At 62.2% G+C, this 15,093-nt stretch carries 12 protein-coding genes and 1 tRNA gene; 6 read left to right on the top strand and 7 right to left on the bottom strand.

What is annotated here, in order from left to right; all coding sequences use genetic code 11:
- The first annotated feature begins 6 nt into the window (after positions 1-6).
- Positions 7-216, top strand: a complete 210-nt coding sequence (locus tag ALFI_RS08665) for a hypothetical protein (protein WP_009597228.1) — start codon at positions 7-9, stop codon at positions 214-216.
- A 173-nt stretch (positions 217-389) separates the two neighbouring features.
- Entirely contained in the window at positions 390-866 is a 477-nt protein-coding gene (locus tag ALFI_RS08660; protein ID WP_009597169.1) for a TspO/MBR family protein, read from the top strand.
- A 41-nt stretch (positions 867-907) separates the two neighbouring features.
- Here the strand turns inward: ALFI_RS08660 and ALFI_RS08655 are convergent, their stop codons facing one another.
- Positions 908-1,549, bottom strand: coding sequence for a nitroreductase family protein (locus ALFI_RS08655; RefSeq protein ID WP_009597210.1), 642 nt, complete (start codon positions 1,547-1,549; stop codon positions 908-910).
- Positions 1,550-1,639: 90 nt separating this feature from the next.
- On the opposite strand from ALFI_RS08655, the gene dinB reads away from it, so the two are divergent.
- The 4 genes from dinB (at position 1,640) to ALFI_RS08635 (ending at position 10,331) form a co-directional block, all read left to right on the top strand.
- Positions 1,640-2,716, top strand: a complete 1,077-nt coding sequence (dinB, locus tag ALFI_RS08650; RefSeq protein WP_014775516.1) for a DNA polymerase IV — start codon at positions 1,640-1,642, stop codon at positions 2,714-2,716.
- Between the two features lie 205 nt (positions 2,717-2,921).
- Entirely contained in the window at positions 2,922-7,796 is a 4,875-nt protein-coding gene (locus tag ALFI_RS08645) for a translocation/assembly module TamB domain-containing protein (RefSeq protein ID WP_014775515.1), read from the top strand.
- On the top strand, positions 7,780-10,083 hold the full coding sequence (gene tamL, locus ALFI_RS08640) for a translocation and assembly module lipoprotein TamL (protein WP_009597192.1): 2,304 nt from the start codon (positions 7,780-7,782) through the stop codon (positions 10,081-10,083). Before ALFI_RS08645 ends, tamL begins: the two co-directional genes overlap by 17 nt.
- Before the next feature lie 157 nt (positions 10,084-10,240).
- Positions 10,241-10,331: transfer RNA gene (locus ALFI_RS08635), tRNA-Ser, on the top strand.
- 87 nt (positions 10,332-10,418) lie between these two features.
- Here the strand turns inward: ALFI_RS08635 and ALFI_RS08630 are convergent.
- The 6 genes from ALFI_RS08630 to ALFI_RS08605 all read right to left on the bottom strand — a co-directional run bounded on the left by ALFI_RS08630 (position 10,419) and on the right by ALFI_RS08605 (position 15,093).
- Entirely contained in the window at positions 10,419-11,180 is a 762-nt protein-coding gene (locus ALFI_RS08630) for a TIGR03915 family putative DNA repair protein (RefSeq protein WP_014775514.1), read from the bottom strand.
- Between the two features lie 5 nt (positions 11,181-11,185).
- Positions 11,186-12,445, bottom strand: coding sequence for a putative DNA modification/repair radical SAM protein (locus ALFI_RS08625; RefSeq protein WP_014775513.1), 1,260 nt, complete (start codon positions 12,443-12,445; stop codon positions 11,186-11,188).
- Between the two features lie 203 nt (positions 12,446-12,648).
- Positions 12,649-13,260 carry a flavodoxin family protein gene (locus tag ALFI_RS08620; protein ID WP_014775512.1) on the bottom strand — a complete coding sequence of 204 codons (612 nt, stop codon included), beginning with the start codon at positions 13,258-13,260 and terminating at the stop codon, positions 12,649-12,651.
- A gap of 313 nt (positions 13,261-13,573) precedes the next feature.
- Positions 13,574-13,813: a hypothetical protein gene (locus tag ALFI_RS08615; protein ID WP_009597244.1), complete on the bottom strand. Its 240-nt coding sequence runs from the start codon at positions 13,811-13,813 to the stop codon at positions 13,574-13,576.
- Between the two features lie 105 nt (positions 13,814-13,918).
- The gene (locus ALFI_RS08610) at positions 13,919-14,389 is read right to left on the bottom strand and encodes a hypothetical protein (protein WP_014775511.1); all 471 of its coding nucleotides are present in this window, start codon (positions 14,387-14,389) and stop codon (positions 13,919-13,921) included.
- Positions 14,389-15,093 (bottom strand): hypothetical protein, encoded by a 705-nt coding sequence (locus ALFI_RS08605; RefSeq protein ID WP_014775510.1) that lies wholly within the window; start codon positions 15,091-15,093, stop codon positions 14,389-14,391. Before ALFI_RS08605 ends, ALFI_RS08610 begins: the two co-directional genes overlap by 1 nt.

Raw genomic sequence — 15,093 nt, 5'->3', positions numbered from 1 at the left:
TCAGTCATGAAAGAGTCAACCAACAAGACCGCCGGCCGCACGCAGACCGGACAAAACAAATCGGCGACCAAGTCGTCCCGCACGACCACCTCGCACGCCAGCTCGACGAGCCGAGGAACCGCCAAAAGCCAGTCGTCCGCCACGGGCCGCGTATCGCGCAGCAACAATCCCGAAGGACACAACCAGTACACCAAAAAATCGCAGGGCAACTGCTAACGACGCAGTTCGTCTTTCGATAGAGTGTCGCAAGGGACTGTCTGACCGGGTTCAGGCAGTCCCGTCTTTTATCCGCCGACCGTCCGGCAGACCTGCAGGGGATTCACGCCGCCGGATCGTCCGGCAACAGGGCGGGCACCGATTTTGCACACACAATCAGAAACGGCTGAACGATGAAAAAGGCTTGGGCTTATATTCTTCCCACACTGCTCTGCTTCGTATTGGGAGGGCTGGTCGGATGGTGGCAGAACGACGCGATCCGCGAATGGTATCCGCATCTGGTAAAACCTGCGCTGACGCCGCCCAATGCGGCATTTCCCATCGCATGGAGCATCATCTACCTCTGCATGGGCCTCTCCGCCGGACTGGTTCTGACCTCCGTCTCGCCCTTGCGCCGGAGGGTTATGGCGCTATGGTTCGCACAGCTGGGATTCAACGTGCTGTGGAGCATCCTCTTCTTCGTATGCCGAAGCCCCCTGCTGGGAATGATCGACATCGCGCTGCTCGACATTCTCGTCGCCGCCTACATTGCGCAGAGCGGGAAAATCCGGGCCGGAGCGGCGTGGCTCTTCGTTCCGTACCTCTGCTGGATACTCTTCGCCACCTATCTCAACGCCGGCATCCTCGCGGCCAACGGCACGGAGCTTTAAGCTGCCGCACGGCCACCCGCCCGACGCGGAAAGAGGGCGCATCATCCGATCAGCAGATCCTCCAGACGGACTTTGGGGACATAGTGCGTCCCGTTTTTCCGGTAATAGGCGCGGTCGCCGTCGGAGCCGATCTCCGTCAGCTCGATCTTCTCGATGCCCTTGCCGAGTGCGAGAATCAGCAGCGGCTCCGCATCCAGTCCGAACTCCCGCCTGATCGGCTCCTTGTCGAACGCTCCGATGCAGATGCCGTTCAACCCGATTTCGACCGCCTGCAACAGCATGCTCTGGGCTGAAATGCCCAGATCGATATCGACATAGCGGTCCTCGGCGACCGTCGAGCAGATGATGATGAAAGCGTTCGGCTCGGTCCCCGGCAGGGGCAGATGAAGTTCGGGCAAAGCCCCTCCCAGCCGGATATGGGGCAATACTTTGGGAGCCTCGTCCGCCAGTACGGGCCGGAAGCGCAGCACCTGCTGATTCCGCGCCGAGGGGATTTTGGCATTCACGCCGATAATGCGCCGGAGCTGATCCCCGCGCACGACGAACCGCGCGTCGTAACCGCGATGGCTCCGGTTTTTGAGCAGTAGCCTGCCCAGCGTCGCCAACGGCCTGCGATTGCGCGGCCCCGATGCCGTCCGGGCCAGATACTCTTCCATTTTCCGTCCTAAATAGTCGTCCGCCATTTTCTTCAGAATTAATCCGGAGACAAAGATACGCAAAATCACCGGACGAAAGAGCGGCATTTATTCACTATCTTTGCAGGAATCACCACCATGACGCAACGGAAAATCATACACATCGACATGGATGCGTTCTACGCCTCCGTCGAACAGCGGGACCGCCCCGAATACCGGGGCCGGCCGATCGCCGTCGGCCATGACGGCCCGCGGGGCGTCGTCGCCACGGCCAGCTACGAAGCCCGGCCCTACGGGGTGCGTTCGGCGATATCCTCCGCGCTGGCGAAACGGCTCTGTCCGAACCTGATCTTCGTGCCGGCGCGTTTCGACGTCTACAAGGAGGTGTCGCGGCAGATCCGCGCCGTCTTCCGCGACTACACCGAACTCGTCGAGCCTCTTTCGCTCGACGAGGCGTTCCTCGACGTGACGCACCTGCGCTCGGCGACCCTCGCCGCCCGCGAGATCAAAGCCCGCATCCTCGCCGAAACCGGACTGACCGCATCGGCCGGAATATCGGTCAACAAGATGCTGGCCAAGATCGCTTCGGACTACCGGAAACCCGACGGACTGTTCACGATCCCGCCCGGACAGATCGAAGAGTTCGTCGCGGCCCTTCCCATCGAGCGGTTCTTCGGCATCGGGGAGGTGACGGCCCGGAAGATGCACGGCATGGGAATCCATACGGGCGCCGACCTCAGGCTGCGGGACGAAGCGGAGCTGGTCCGCCATTTCGGCAAGGCCGGACACAGCTATTACGGCTATGCCCGCGGCATCGACGAACGCGAGGTCACGCCGAACCGCATCCGCAAATCGCTCGGCGCGGAGACGACCTTCGCCGAAGATACCGACGACCGGGAACAGCTGCGGCTGGAGCTGTCGGCCGTGCGCGAAGAGGTCTGGAACCGCCTGATGCGGCACGAATTCAAGGGAAAGACCGTCGTGCTGAAACTCAAGTTCGACAATTTCCGCCAGATAACCCGGTCGAAGACGCTTTTCGCTCCCGTCAATTCGGCCGAAACGCTCAGGCAGGTGTCCGAGGAGCTGCTGGCGGCGGTCGATTTCCGCGGACGGAAGATCCGCCTGATCGGCCTTACGGTCGGCAATTCGCCCGAAGCCTGCACCGAGTGCGTGCAGCTGCGATTCGATTTCGGGGAATCCGCCCGGAACGTTTAAACGACTTTTCGCACGACCGGCGGCAACACGGGAAGGGAAAAGACGATAATTGTTTAAAAAGAGACCGTTTATGGGGAGCGAAGCCCTTGCCCGATCATCGGGTTTTTAGTAATTTGCGCGAAATTTCGCAGGCCCCGCGCACCGGCCGGACAATCGCACGCAGACGCGTCGCCGCCTGACAAACACGGAATCAGTCACTCTGCAAATGCTGAAAAAGATACTGAAATATACGTTCCGGACGCTGCTCGTCATCCTCCTCGTCCTGATGCTGGTCCCCGCCCTGCTCTACATCCCGGCCGTTCAGGATTTCGTCCGGGGCAAGGCTGTCGGCTACGCATCCCGGACGCTCGGAATGGACCTGTCGGTGGAGCGTCTGCGGCTCTCCTTCCCGCTGCGGCTGTCCGTGGACAATACGCTGCTGACCGACAAGGGCGACACGCTCCTCTCCTGCGGACACCTTTCGCTGGATGTCGCCGTGTGGCCCCTGCTCCGCAAAGAGGTCGCCGTGCGGAGTCTCGAACTGGCAAAACTCGCGGCGCATTACAGAGATTCCACGGCAGGCATGGACCTGAAGGTCGCCGCCGGACAGTTCGCCGTGAACGACTGCCGGGTCGGCCTGCCGGCCAAAACGGTCGGCATTTCCCGTATCGCGCTGACTGACGGGGATGTATTTCTGAATACGGCGGAGAGCGCTCCCGCCGAAAAGGCGGACAGCGCCGCGGCCCTGCCGTGGCAGATCGACGTCGGGAAACTGACGGTCGCAAACCTCGTCTTCGGGATGCGGACCGCCCCAGCGGCAACCGACCTCTCCGTCCGGCTGCCGGACGGGGAGGTGGATAGCTGCCGGGTTCTGCTGGACAGCCGGCAGGCATCCGTGAAAAGCATCCTGCTGAACAGGGGCGGATACGCCTACCTGACGGCCCCGGCGGACGCCGGAGAAAAGGCTCCGGACAAGACGGCTGTTCCGGACAAGAGAACGGCCTCGAACAAAACGACGGCCCGGAGCAAAGCGGCGCCCTCCGACAAAACAGCGACTCAGGGCAAAGCGGCGCACCCCGATAAAACAGCGGCCGCAGACAACGCATCATCACCCCACGACGCAGCGGCCGACGACGGCGAAGCTCCCGCCCTGCCGTGGACCGTCCGGGTCGGCAGCGTCGCGCTGAACGACAACAGCCTCGAATACGGAACGCTGCACCACCGCCCCGCGGCGGGATTCGATCCGGCGTTCATCGTCCTCTCGCCGCTCGACCTGTCGGTCGATTCGATCTACAACCGGGGCGCCGACATCGCCCTTCGGATCCGCCGGCTGGCGTTTACCGAGCGCAGCGGGTTGTCCGTACGGAATGCCGCCGGAGCGTTCGCAATGGACTCCACCGGCATTTCGCTCTCCGGGTTCGAACTTGCGACGCCGCTTTCCGGCGTCCGGGCCGAGGCGCACGCCGGAGCCGGAATCATGCGAATGGCGCCCGACACCCCGCTGACCGCCGACCTCTCGGCGAGCCTGAATACGGAGGAGATAAAACTGCTCTATCCGCAATTGATTCCCGCCGCGCTGGACGACCGGATCGTCCGGATCAAGCTTTCGGCGGCGGGAACGCTGGGCGACATCAAAAAGGCGGGGCTGGACATCTCGTCGCCCGGACATATCGACCTTGCGGTGAACGGCACCGCGAAAAACCTGCTCGCCCCGGAGCGGCTGGAAGCCGCGGCCCGTTTCGAAGGGGAGTTCCGCGACATGGCTTTTCTGCTGGAGATGCTGCCCGACACGGCCCTGCGGCGGCGCGTGACGATTCCCGAACGGATCACGCTCCGCGGAGCGGCGGACGCGGACCGGGGACTTTACTCGCTCGCCTCGACGCTGAACGCCGACGGCGGCCAGCTGACGCTGAACGGCCGGATCGACCCGGAAAAACAGATATACGATGCGGAAGTCCGATGCGACAGCCTTCCGCTGAACCGGTTCCTTCCGGCCGACTCGCTGGGCGCACTGGATTTCACGCTGACGGCCGGGGGCGCCGGATTCGATCCGTTGCTGCCGCAGACACGGGGAAGCGTCCGGATGCGGATCGGCCGCGCGGAGTACCGGAGCCACGATTTCGGCGGAATAGAGCTGGATGCGGACCTCGAAAACCAGCACCTCTCCGGCCGTCTTTCCGACCGCGACGAAGCGCTCCGTCTGCTGCTGTCCGTTTCGGGAACGCTGACGGAGCGGGAACAGCGGATCGGCGTGTCGGGCAATGTCTTCGACTTCGATCTGGCCGACATGGGAATCACCCCGGAGCAGATCGGCGGATCGTTTGCGCTCGACGCCGACGCTTCCGCTTCGGATGCCGGCGGCATGGCCGCACGTCTCACGCTGGACAGCATCGTAATCCGCAGCAAAAACCGCACGGACCGCATCCGCCGGACAAACGTCACGTTCGGCACCGACACCACAGCCACCCGCGCCGGACTGACCTCCGGCGATCTGACGCTCTCGTTCGCCGCCCCCGAACCGCTCGATTCGCTGACCGCCGCCGCGTCCCGGAGCGCCGGGGTGCTGGCGCAGCAGATCCGCTCGCAACACGTCGATATGGATTCGCTCAAAACGGTCCTGCCCGATTTCGGACTGCGGGTCTCGGCAGGACGCGACAACATCCTCAGCAGTTTCCTGAGAACCAAAAGAATCGCTTTCAGCTCCCTCGACATCGCCGGCACGAACTGCGACTCCCTGCCCGTATCGCTCCGGATGCGCGTGGAAAAACTGGCTTACGGCAGCATCGTTCTCGACACCCTGACGGCGTCCGCGGTGCAGAACGGGAGCCGGCTGGAATATGCCCTCCGCGTGGCGAACGCCCCCGGAAATCTGGACAACATAGCCCTCGCGGGAGTGTACGGCCACGTCGTACGGAACACGGGAGCGGTGAATTTCTACCAAAAGAACCGCGCAGGCCGGGAAGGATTCCGCTTCGGGGTGGACGCAGCGTGGAACGACAGCCTGATCCGTGCGTCCGTAACGCCCCTCGCCCCGGTATTCGGCTCCGAGCCGTGGACAGTGAATCCCGGCAATTACCTCGTCTACCGGTTCGACGGAAACCTGAGCGCCGACCTCGACATGACTCACGGCGACCAGCGGTTTGCGATCCATACCGTTCCGGAAACCGACTCGCTCCGCGGCATCCGGCTCGACATCGCAGGGCTGAACATCGGCGGAGCGCTGGCGATGCTCCCCTCCGCCCCGCCCGTCGGCGGCGTGCTGGGCGCCGCCGTGACCCTGAACACGGGCGCCGACTCGCTGGCTGTCCGGGGCGACGTTTCAGTCGCCGGACTCTCGTACGACAAGCAGCGCTTCGGTGACGTCGGGCTGGGCGTACGCTATGCACAAGGGCGGGAACAGCAGGCCGACGTGCGGCTCACGCTGGACGGCGCCGACGTCCTGACCGCGCGGGGCGACTACCGCAAAGAGCGGGAAAGCCCGCTCGACCTCACGGCGTCGATCCCCGGATTCCCCCTGCAGCGGGCCGACGTCTTTCTGCCCGCCGACATGCTCCGTCTCTCCGGCATCCTCTCCGGGAAGCTCCACGCGGGCGGAACGCCGCAACGGCTGCAGTTGAACGGCGGTCTGCAGTTCGCACAGACGGAGGTCCGCGTGCCGATGATCGGCACTTCGTTCCGTCTCTCTTCCGACACGATCCGCATCGACGACAGCCGGGTCCTGTTCGACGACTTTGCGGTCACCGCCCCCAACAAAAGCCCGCTGACGATCGGAGGCTACGTCGATCTGACCGACTTCGGCCGCATAACGGCCGACATCGCGCTGCGGGCGTCGGATTTCCAGTTCGTGAACGTGGCCCGGAAGGAGGGAACGGACGTCTACGGGAAAGCCTATCTCGATCTGGACGCGACGGCCAAAGGCCCTCTGGACGAACTCGTCGTCCGCGGCAGCGTCGCACTGCTCAAAAACACCGACATCAACTATGTCATGCAGGACTCGCCGATGGACGTGAAGGAGCGTCCGCAGAACATCGTGACCTTCGTTTCGTTCCGCGACATGGACAACCAAAGCTTCGCCGAGGCCACCCCGACGGTGCGGATCGGCGGTATGGACATCCTCCTGAACGTCGACATCAACGACGACGTCCAAGCCGCCGTGGACCTCTCCGCCGACGGCAGCAACCGGATAGACCTGCAAGGCGGCGGCAACCTGACCTTCACGATGAATCCGCTGGGAGACGTCAGCCTGTCGGGCAAATACGTCCTTTCGGGCGGGACGGTGCGCTACAATCCGCCCGTGATCTCCCAGAAGATATTCAAGATCACGCCGGACAGCTATGTAGACTGGGTCGGAAACGTCGCCGACCCGGCCTTCAACATTACGGCGGTCGAAACCGTCCGGGCCAGCGTCTCCGCGGACGGGCAGGATTCGCGCTCGGTGAATTTCAACATCTCCATCAATATCCGCAATACGCTGAACGACCTCGAAGTCAGCTTCGGACTGTCCGCCCCCGAAGACCTCACGATGCAGAACCAGCTCAATTCGCTGACGGCCGAACAGCGGGCCAATCAGGCGATGAACCTGCTCATCTACAACACCTACACCGGTCCGGGAACGACCGCCAAGGTCAGCACCGAGAACCCGCTCAACTCGTTCATACAGAAAGAGCTGAACCAGTGGGCGCAGAACAACCTGAAGGGCGTGGACCTCAGCTTCGGCATCGACTCCTACGGCGAGGACGACCCGAACGGCCAGCGGACCGATTATTCGTACCGGCTGTCCAAAAGTCTCTTCAGCAACCGCGTGCGCGCCGTCATCGGGGGCAAGTTCAGCACCGACGCCGCCCCGTCGCAGAACCTGAAGGAGAACCTGATCGACGACATTTCGCTCGAATACATGCTGACCAAACGCGACAACATGTATCTGAAGGTCTTCCGCCACACCGGCTACGAAAGCATCCTCGAAGGCGAGATCACCGAGACGGGCGTGGGCTTCGTCATCCGGAAGAAACTGCTCCGGCTGGGCGACCTGTTCAAACCGATGCGTCCCAAAGCGGAAAAGGAAAAACAAAAACGAAACGAGTCCGATGCGCGTCAGAAATAGCTGCATACTCCTCTGCGCCGCACTGCTCGCGGCGGCCTGTTCCACGACCCGGCGTCTGGGAACGGACGAAGTCCTGTACACGGGAGTTAGGAAGATCCGGATCGAACCCGATTCGGGCGTCGTGCTCTCCGCAGCGGCCGAATCGGCCGTGAAGGAGCCGCTCTCCGTGGCCCCGAACAACCCGCTTTACAGCCCCTATCTCCGCACGCCGCTGCCGATCGGCCTTTGGGTCTACAACTACCTCTACACGCCGAAGGAGAAGGGATTCAAATACTGGCTCTACAAGCGGCTGGCCAAACAGCCCGTGCTGATCTCCAAGGTACAGCCCGGACTGCGGACCAAAGTCGCCGAGCAGGTGCTCGAAAACTACGGTTATTTCGGCTCCCAAGCCGAAGACTCCCTGCTCTACCGCAAGCACGGCAGAAAGGCCAAGGTCTATTATACGCTCCGCATCGCGCCGCCGTGGTACTACTCGAACATCTCCTACCCGCAGGCCGGGGGCGGCCTGCAGCCCCTGATCGACAGCATGCGGGCGACCTCCCTGCTGCGGGTCGGGGCGCAGTACAACATGGACTCGCTGACGCTCGAACGCAAGCGCATATCACAGCTGCTGCGCAACAGGGGCTATTATTATTTCCGGCCCGAATACATGGAATACCTCGCCGACACGACCGTCGAACGGCGACGGGTCGACCTGCGGCTGAACCTCAAACCGAACGTCCCGGAGGTGGCCCTCAAACCCTACCGCGTGGGCGACATCACGGTCCGCCTCACCAACATCAAACCCGGTCCGGCCGATACGTTCCGCCTGCGGGACGTGCGGGTCATCGCCCAAAGGCCGATGAAAATACGCCCGAAGATACTCTCTCGGACGCTCTCGCTCGAACCCGGCCAGCTCTTCACCGTGGACGCTCAGAACCGCACGCAGACCGCCCTCAACAAACTGGGCATTTTCCGCTCGGTCAATCTGGGCGTCACGCCGCTCGACTCGCTGCGGGGCGCCGACACGCTGGACGTGGTCATCGACGCCCAGTTCGACTATCCGCTGGAAGCGGCGCTGGAGACCGACGTAACCTCCAAGTCGAACAGCTTCATCGGTCCGGGCATCACCTTCAAGGTCAGCAACAACAACCTCTTCCGGGGCGGCGAGGTGCTCGCCGTGAAGCTGAACGGCTCGTACGAATGGCAGACGGGCAACAAGAACTCCGGGGGCCGTTCGTCGCGGCTCAACTCCTACGAACTGGGGCTGAACGCCAACCTCAACATTCCGCGGCTGCTGCTGCCGTCGTTCGCAACGCGCAGGCTGAGATACCCCGGCAGCACGACGTTCCAGCTGGGCGTGGACCTGATGAACCGCCCCAGCTTCTTCCGGCTGATCGCCTTCAGCGGCTCGGCGGGCTACAATTTCCAGACTTCGCCCTACAGCCGCCATTCGCTGACCGTATTCAAGCTGACCTACAACAAACTGCTGCACACGACCGAAGCTTTCGACAAGACGATGGACGAGAATCCGGCGATCGCCATGAGTTTCCGCAACCAGTTCGTTCCGTCGATCAACTACACCTACACCTTCGACAAAACCTACGGCCGCACCGGCAACCGCCGTTTCTACTGGCAGAACAGCGTCACCTCGGCCGGAAACATCCTTTCGGGCGTCCTGAGCCTGTTCGGCAGCAAACAGCCGCAGCATTTGTTCGGCAACCGCTTCTCGCAGTTCGTCAAGGAGGTGAGCGAAGTGAAGTTCTACCACCGCATCGGACGCCGCAACAACTGGCTGGCCACCCGTTTTCTCGTCGGAGTGGGATACGCCTACGGCAACTCCGAAGTGATGCCCTACAGCGAACAGTTCTATATCGGCGGAGCCAACAGCATCCGGGCCTTCACGATCCGGTCGCTGGGTCCGGGCAGCTACCGCCCGCCCGCAGACGACCGCAACGGCTATCTGGACCAGACCGGCGACTTCAAGCTGGAGGCCAACGTCGAATACCGTTTCGGCATCATGGGACGGCTGAACGGGGCTGTTTTCCTCGACGCGGGCAACATCTGGCTGTTGAAAAAGGACCCCAAGCGTCCCGGCGCCGAACTCAAATGGAAAGGGCTGCTCAACGAAATCGCTCTGGGAACGGGCTTCGGACTGCGTTACGACATCAGCTATCTGGTCATCCGCGCCGATCTCGGAATCGGCCTGCACACGCCCTATCCGAATCCGGACAAAACGGGCTATTACAACATCTCCAGCTTCAAGGACGGACTCGGTTTCCATTTGGCCATCGGCTATCCGTTCTAAATCGGCGACGGGGAGGATTCCCCTCCGAAAACGGCTGCGGATCGGCGCCCGGCAAAACGGCCGGGCCGCCGGAGGGGCCGAATTTATCTTTTCGGCAGCGGAAAATCGCCGATCATTGGTAAATTCTGAAAATAATTATTACCTTTGCGAACCGCAAGGAGAGGTGCAGGAGTGGTTGAACTGGCCCGCCTGGAAAGCGAGTAAACCCCTAAAGGGTTTCAGGGGTTCGAATCCCCTCCTCTCCGCCAGAGGCGTGAAACACGCAAGCCCCGCAAAACCGAAGTCCGCAGATTATTTCTGCGGACTTTTTCATTTCCGGCGCCAACACCTCCCGTTCACTCCATTTCGGTCAGATGCTTCCAGTAACGGCGGGGCATCATGCGCCGCTGCTGACGCTCGTTGATCCGCTGGGGAATCGCCAGCGCCCGGAAATAATTCTTCCAGAGCAGCTGAAACTGCCGTTCGTCCTCGGCCAGCCAACGGTCGGCGAGCTTGTCGGCGATCATGCCGCGGTCGTCTTCGAGCGTCACCCGGCGCGCCGTCCGCCCGTCGTAATAATATCCGTAATCGCGCCGCCGGTCGTAGATAAGCCACCGCTGGTCGGCGAAACGGTCCGTAAAGTAATCCAGCGACAGCGGCAGGGCGTCGTGTTCGGGAGTGGCGGCTGCAAAATAGGTGCCGTCGGCAGCCTTCTGAAGCCGGACGAACTGCCTGAGCCGCTCGCACTCGTGCGAAACTTTGAGCGCCAGCCGGTGCAGCGCCTTCATGTCGGGATCGGCCTGATCGGCCAGCACGCCTCCGCCCTCGTCGAAAACCCGGCGCATGCAGCGCAGCATCAGCAGATCGCTCCGCTCCTGCTCCCCGTGCCATGCGTAGACGAGCATCGAACGCGCCCGGACGACAAGCCTGCGTTCCAGTCCGCGCCAGACACGGGCGGCGTGCGCCGGATCGGTCGCGACCTCGTGCACGCGCTCCGTAAAAAGCGGTTCCGGCTCTCCGGGACCGATCAGCTGCTCCGGGAACGCCCGCATCGCATAGGCGTCGAACAGCGCCGAGAGCAGCCCGTCGAAAGATTTATCATAACGAAAAACCAACATCGCATTCAGAAAAGGGTCAGCTGCCCCTCGTTTTTATCCGGTTTCTGCCGCTTAGGCGCAGTCAGCAGACGGCGCACCTGCTCCGGCCGCAGTTCGTTCACCCCCTGCCCCGTGGTCAGCTCGCGGCAGCGGACGAAATACTGCGCCTTCTTCATCACCACGCCGATCTGCCGCAGCGACTGCATGGTCAGCGTGCGGTAACGCCGCGAGCTGACGATCAGCCGCGCCGACTTGACCCCGACGCCCGGCACGCGCAGCAGCGCCTCGTAGTCCGCGCGGTTCACATCGACCGGGAAAAATTCGGGATGCCGCAGCGCCCACGCCAGTTTGGGGTCGATCTCCAGATCAAGCCGGGGCGTCTGCTCGTCGGCGATCTCCTCGGCCCGGAATCCGTAGAACCGCATCAGCCAATCGGCCTGATAAAGCCGGTTTTCGCGCACGAGCGGAGCTTTGTCCAGCGCAGGCAGCCGCTTGTCGTAGGGATTCACCGGAATAAACCCCGAATAGTAGACGCGCTTCATCGTGGGACGGTCGTAGAGCGACGACGAAAGCAGCAGAATGTCGCAGTCGCTCTCGTCGGTGGCCCCGACGATCATCTGCGTGCTCTGCCCCGCAGGGGCGAAACGGGGCGCATGGCGGAAACGGCCGCGCTCCTCGGCGCTCTGCAGCACCCCCTGCTGGATGTAACTCATCGGGCGGTAGATGCTTTCATAGTTCTTGTCGGGAGCCAGCAGCAACAGGTTGCGTTCGGTCGGGATTTCGATATTGACGCTCATGCGGTCGGCGTAACGCCCCGCCTCGGCCACCAGTTCGGGACTGGCGCCGGGAATACTTTTCAGGTGGATGTAGCCGTTGAAACGGTGCACCGTCCGCAGGTCGCGCGCCACGCGGACCATCCTTTCCATGGTATAGTCGGGGTTGCGGACGACGCCCGACGAGAGAAACAGTCCTTCGATGTAGTTGCGCCGGTAGAACTCGATGGTCAGCTCGGTCAGCTCGTCCGGCGTGAAAGCCGCCCGCCGAATGTCGTTGCTGCGCCGGTTGATGCAGTAGGCGCAGTCGTAAATGCAGACGTTGGTGAGCATGATTTTCAGCAGCGAGACGCAGCGGCCGTCGGCCGTGAAAGAGTGACATATGCCCCACCCCGCCGTGCTGCCGACACCGCCCGCGCGATGCCGGCGCGTAACGCCGCTCGACGCGCACGAGACGTCGTATTTGGCCGATTCGGCCAGCACCTTGAGTTTTTCGAGCACGGTCTCTTTCATGGCGGCAAGTTATCGTTTTTTTCCATAAAACCGCCCCCCTCCGGCCGATATTTTTTCGGGCTTTTCCGCACCCCGCTGTATGCGTGGACAATAGCGCGGAAGCACCCCGGACGAAGTCCGTGCGACAAAAAAAGGGAGCCAAGCTCCCTTCGTACATATCCGCGACGCACTCAATCCGGCGCACCGCGTCCGGCCGCGCTCCGCTACCGGATAAAATGCGTCCACTGCCGCTCCTCGGCTTCGGGCGCCAGCGCCGGACCGACGCCCGCCTTCAGCAGGCGGGCCATGTTGCGGGCCAATACGCGCATCGTCTGCAGCCCCTCGGCGTCCTCGCGGGCTTCGCCCGGCAGACGTCCGTGGACGCTGTTCCAATACTGCGACGGAACGACCGGCATGTTCATAATCGTAAAGTATTTGTTCAGCCGGTCGAACGTCGCGCTCGCCCCGCCCCGGCGGCATACGGCGACCGCTGCGCCGGGCTTGTAGGCGAGATATTTCCCGCAGGAATAGAACACACGGTCGAGCAGGGCGCAGAGCGACCCGTTGGGACCGGCATAGTAGACCGGCGAACCGACGACGATTCCGTCGGCATCGGCGAGTTTCTCCCGCACCGTCGTATAGAGCGCGTCCGAAAAGACGCAATGCCCCAGCTCGGCGCATTTTCCGCAGGCGATACATCCCTGCACGGCCTTGGTCCCGATATGGACGATCTCGGCCTGCACGCCCTCCGACTCCAAGATCCGCGCGACCTCGGAAAGGGCTATAAAAGTGTTTCCCTCGCGATGGGGGCTTCCGTTTATCAGCAGTACTTTCATGGTATCAAGAGTTTTCGCAAAGATATATTTTTTCAGCTATACACCGCACATTCCGCGCCGGAGAACTCCGCACGGCCCCGCCGCGGCAAAGCCCCGCAGACGCCGCCCACCGGTTCAACGGCTCCGGCATCCCAGCTCACGGCTCACGACTCACGACACTCAGCTCATGCCCATGGCTTTCGGCCCTCGGACCATGGCTTTCAGAAAACAGCAGTGCCCGGACAGACGCGCCGCACCGCCCCCGCGACCGGAAATACGGACACAAAAAAAGGGGATTCTTTCGAATCTCCTTCACTCTAATGCCTGACAAGAACTATTTGTTGCAGCACTCGCCCTCGGCTTTCTCGGCGCAGTCTTTGGTCGAATCGCACTTCTCGGCGCAGCAAGCCTCCGTCGAGTCGCACTTCTCGGTGCACTCCGTGCAGGCAGCGGCTTCGGTCGTAGCGGCAGCGGCGGCAGCTTCGCCTTCGGCAGCCTTTTTGTTCGAATTACCGCAGCAGCTTACCATTGCGACGGCAGCCATAACGACGACAAAAGAGAAAATCTTTTTCATAACGTCAAATGTTTAATTATTAGTTTTTCTGTAACGCCGCAAAGTTAGATATTAGCAGGATAAATGCAAATAAAAAACTAAAAAACTTTCGAAAAGGGAAGTTTTTCAGTTCAAAAGGTCGGCAATGGAGAGGGTTTCGTTCTTGACGAAAGCCTTGGGGAAAGCAGACGACACCCTGCCCTTGAGAATGATGGCCTCTTCCGTGGTGAGACAGTCCCCGACCGCGACCTTGAAATAGGGATTCTCGTAGACCATGTAGACCTTGATTCCCGGATAGTTCTCTTCGAAAAGCTGCTTGGCGGCGATGGCCCCGGCACGGGCGTCCTGACCGTTGTCGAAGAAGATGCAGACCCGGTAACCGGGGAAACGCAGGCGGGCGCCCGCCCGCGAAGCTTCATTCACGGCCCGCGCCGCATCCCCGTACTCCGTAACGGTGACCTTTGCCGTGCCGAATGCGGCGTCGGACGCCACGGGAGCAGCCAGCCGCTCCTTGAACGCATCCAACGACTGCGCGCGCAGGGGCGTGTAAGCCGCGGCGGCAAAAAGAATCAGCAGGATGGTCAGCGATCTGCGCATTACTCTTCCAGATAGTTTTTCACGTCGTTCAACGACAGCCCAAAGATATTCAAAAAATCCGACAACGGCATCATCTCCCGCGAAATTTTTACGCGCGCGGGACCGCCGCGCCCCTCGACGGCGAACGAGACGCCGATCTTCGAAATATCGTCCTCCCGGATCTTCTTGGTCATCACATGGAGCGCCATCGGGTCGGAAGTCCGGATCCGCCACAGCGTCGTGACGCTCGCCGTCGCACGACGGGGCGCCTCGGCCGGCTCGCGCAGAGCGACCTTCGTCACGACTCCTCCCGCATAGTAAACGGTGAGCGACGCCTTCTCCAGTTTCAACTTGTGCCCCGTGCCGTTCTTTACGCGCAATACGATCTCGGCCCCCGACAACCCCTGCCGCCGGGCCTTCTCGACCGCTTCGAGCCGGATGTTTCGCTGCGCCTTCTCGGCCATCCGGCGGCAGGAGCCCAACGGCAATACGACCCCCAGCAGCAGTATGCAGAACAGCATGCGCCCCAAAGTCCGGCCGCAGCCCGAAACGCCACCCGCAGCCCCGGACCGGCGACAAAGCGGACTCCCCGACGCGCCCCCGCCCGCCGCAGCGGAACAGGAACGGGCCTGACCCGCCGAAGCGTCCTCTTCCGAAGAGCGAATCCGGCGGCAGAAGCGGTTATCCGAGGGCGCACTGCCCGGTCGTATGCGTTTTGCGTTCAT

Source organism: Alistipes finegoldii DSM 17242 (assembly GCF_000265365.1).
GTDB classification, from domain to species: domain Bacteria; phylum Bacteroidota; class Bacteroidia; order Bacteroidales; family Rikenellaceae; genus Alistipes; species Alistipes finegoldii.
The sequence above is the reverse complement of the archived record's forward strand: the minus strand, read 5'-3'. Positions and strand labels throughout refer to the sequence as shown.

Bases quoted from the DNA above. Each gene is read 5' to 3' on its own strand.
- ALFI_RS08665 (WP_009597228.1), top strand. From the start codon at position 7: ATGAAAGAGTCAACCAACAAGACCGCCGGCCGCACGCAGACCGGACAA.
- ALFI_RS08660 (WP_009597169.1), top strand. From the start codon at position 390: ATGAAAAAGGCTTGGGCTTATATTCTTCCCACACTGCTCTGCTTCGTA.
- ALFI_RS08655 (WP_009597210.1), bottom strand. From the start codon at position 1,549: ATGGCGGACGACTATTTAGGACGGAAAATGGAAGAGTATCTGGCCCGG.
- dinB (WP_014775516.1), top strand. From the start codon at position 1,640: ATGACGCAACGGAAAATCATACACATCGACATGGATGCGTTCTACGCC.
- ALFI_RS08645 (WP_014775515.1), top strand. From the start codon at position 2,922: ATGCTGAAAAAGATACTGAAATATACGTTCCGGACGCTGCTCGTCATC.
- tamL (WP_009597192.1), top strand. From the start codon at position 7,780: ATGCGCGTCAGAAATAGCTGCATACTCCTCTGCGCCGCACTGCTCGCG.
- ALFI_RS08630 (WP_014775514.1), bottom strand. From the start codon at position 11,180: ATGTTGGTTTTTCGTTATGATAAATCTTTCGACGGGCTGCTCTCGGCG.
- ALFI_RS08625 (WP_014775513.1), bottom strand. From the start codon at position 12,445: ATGAAAGAGACCGTGCTCGAAAAACTCAAGGTGCTGGCCGAATCGGCC.
- ALFI_RS08620 (WP_014775512.1), bottom strand. From the start codon at position 13,260: ATGAAAGTACTGCTGATAAACGGAAGCCCCCATCGCGAGGGAAACACT.
- ALFI_RS08615 (WP_009597244.1), bottom strand. From the start codon at position 13,813: ATGAAAAAGATTTTCTCTTTTGTCGTCGTTATGGCTGCCGTCGCAATG.
- ALFI_RS08610 (WP_014775511.1), bottom strand. From the start codon at position 14,389: ATGCGCAGATCGCTGACCATCCTGCTGATTCTTTTTGCCGCCGCGGCT.
- ALFI_RS08605 (WP_014775510.1), bottom strand. From the start codon at position 15,093: ATGAACGCAAAACGCATACGACCGGGCAGTGCGCCCTCGGATAACCGC.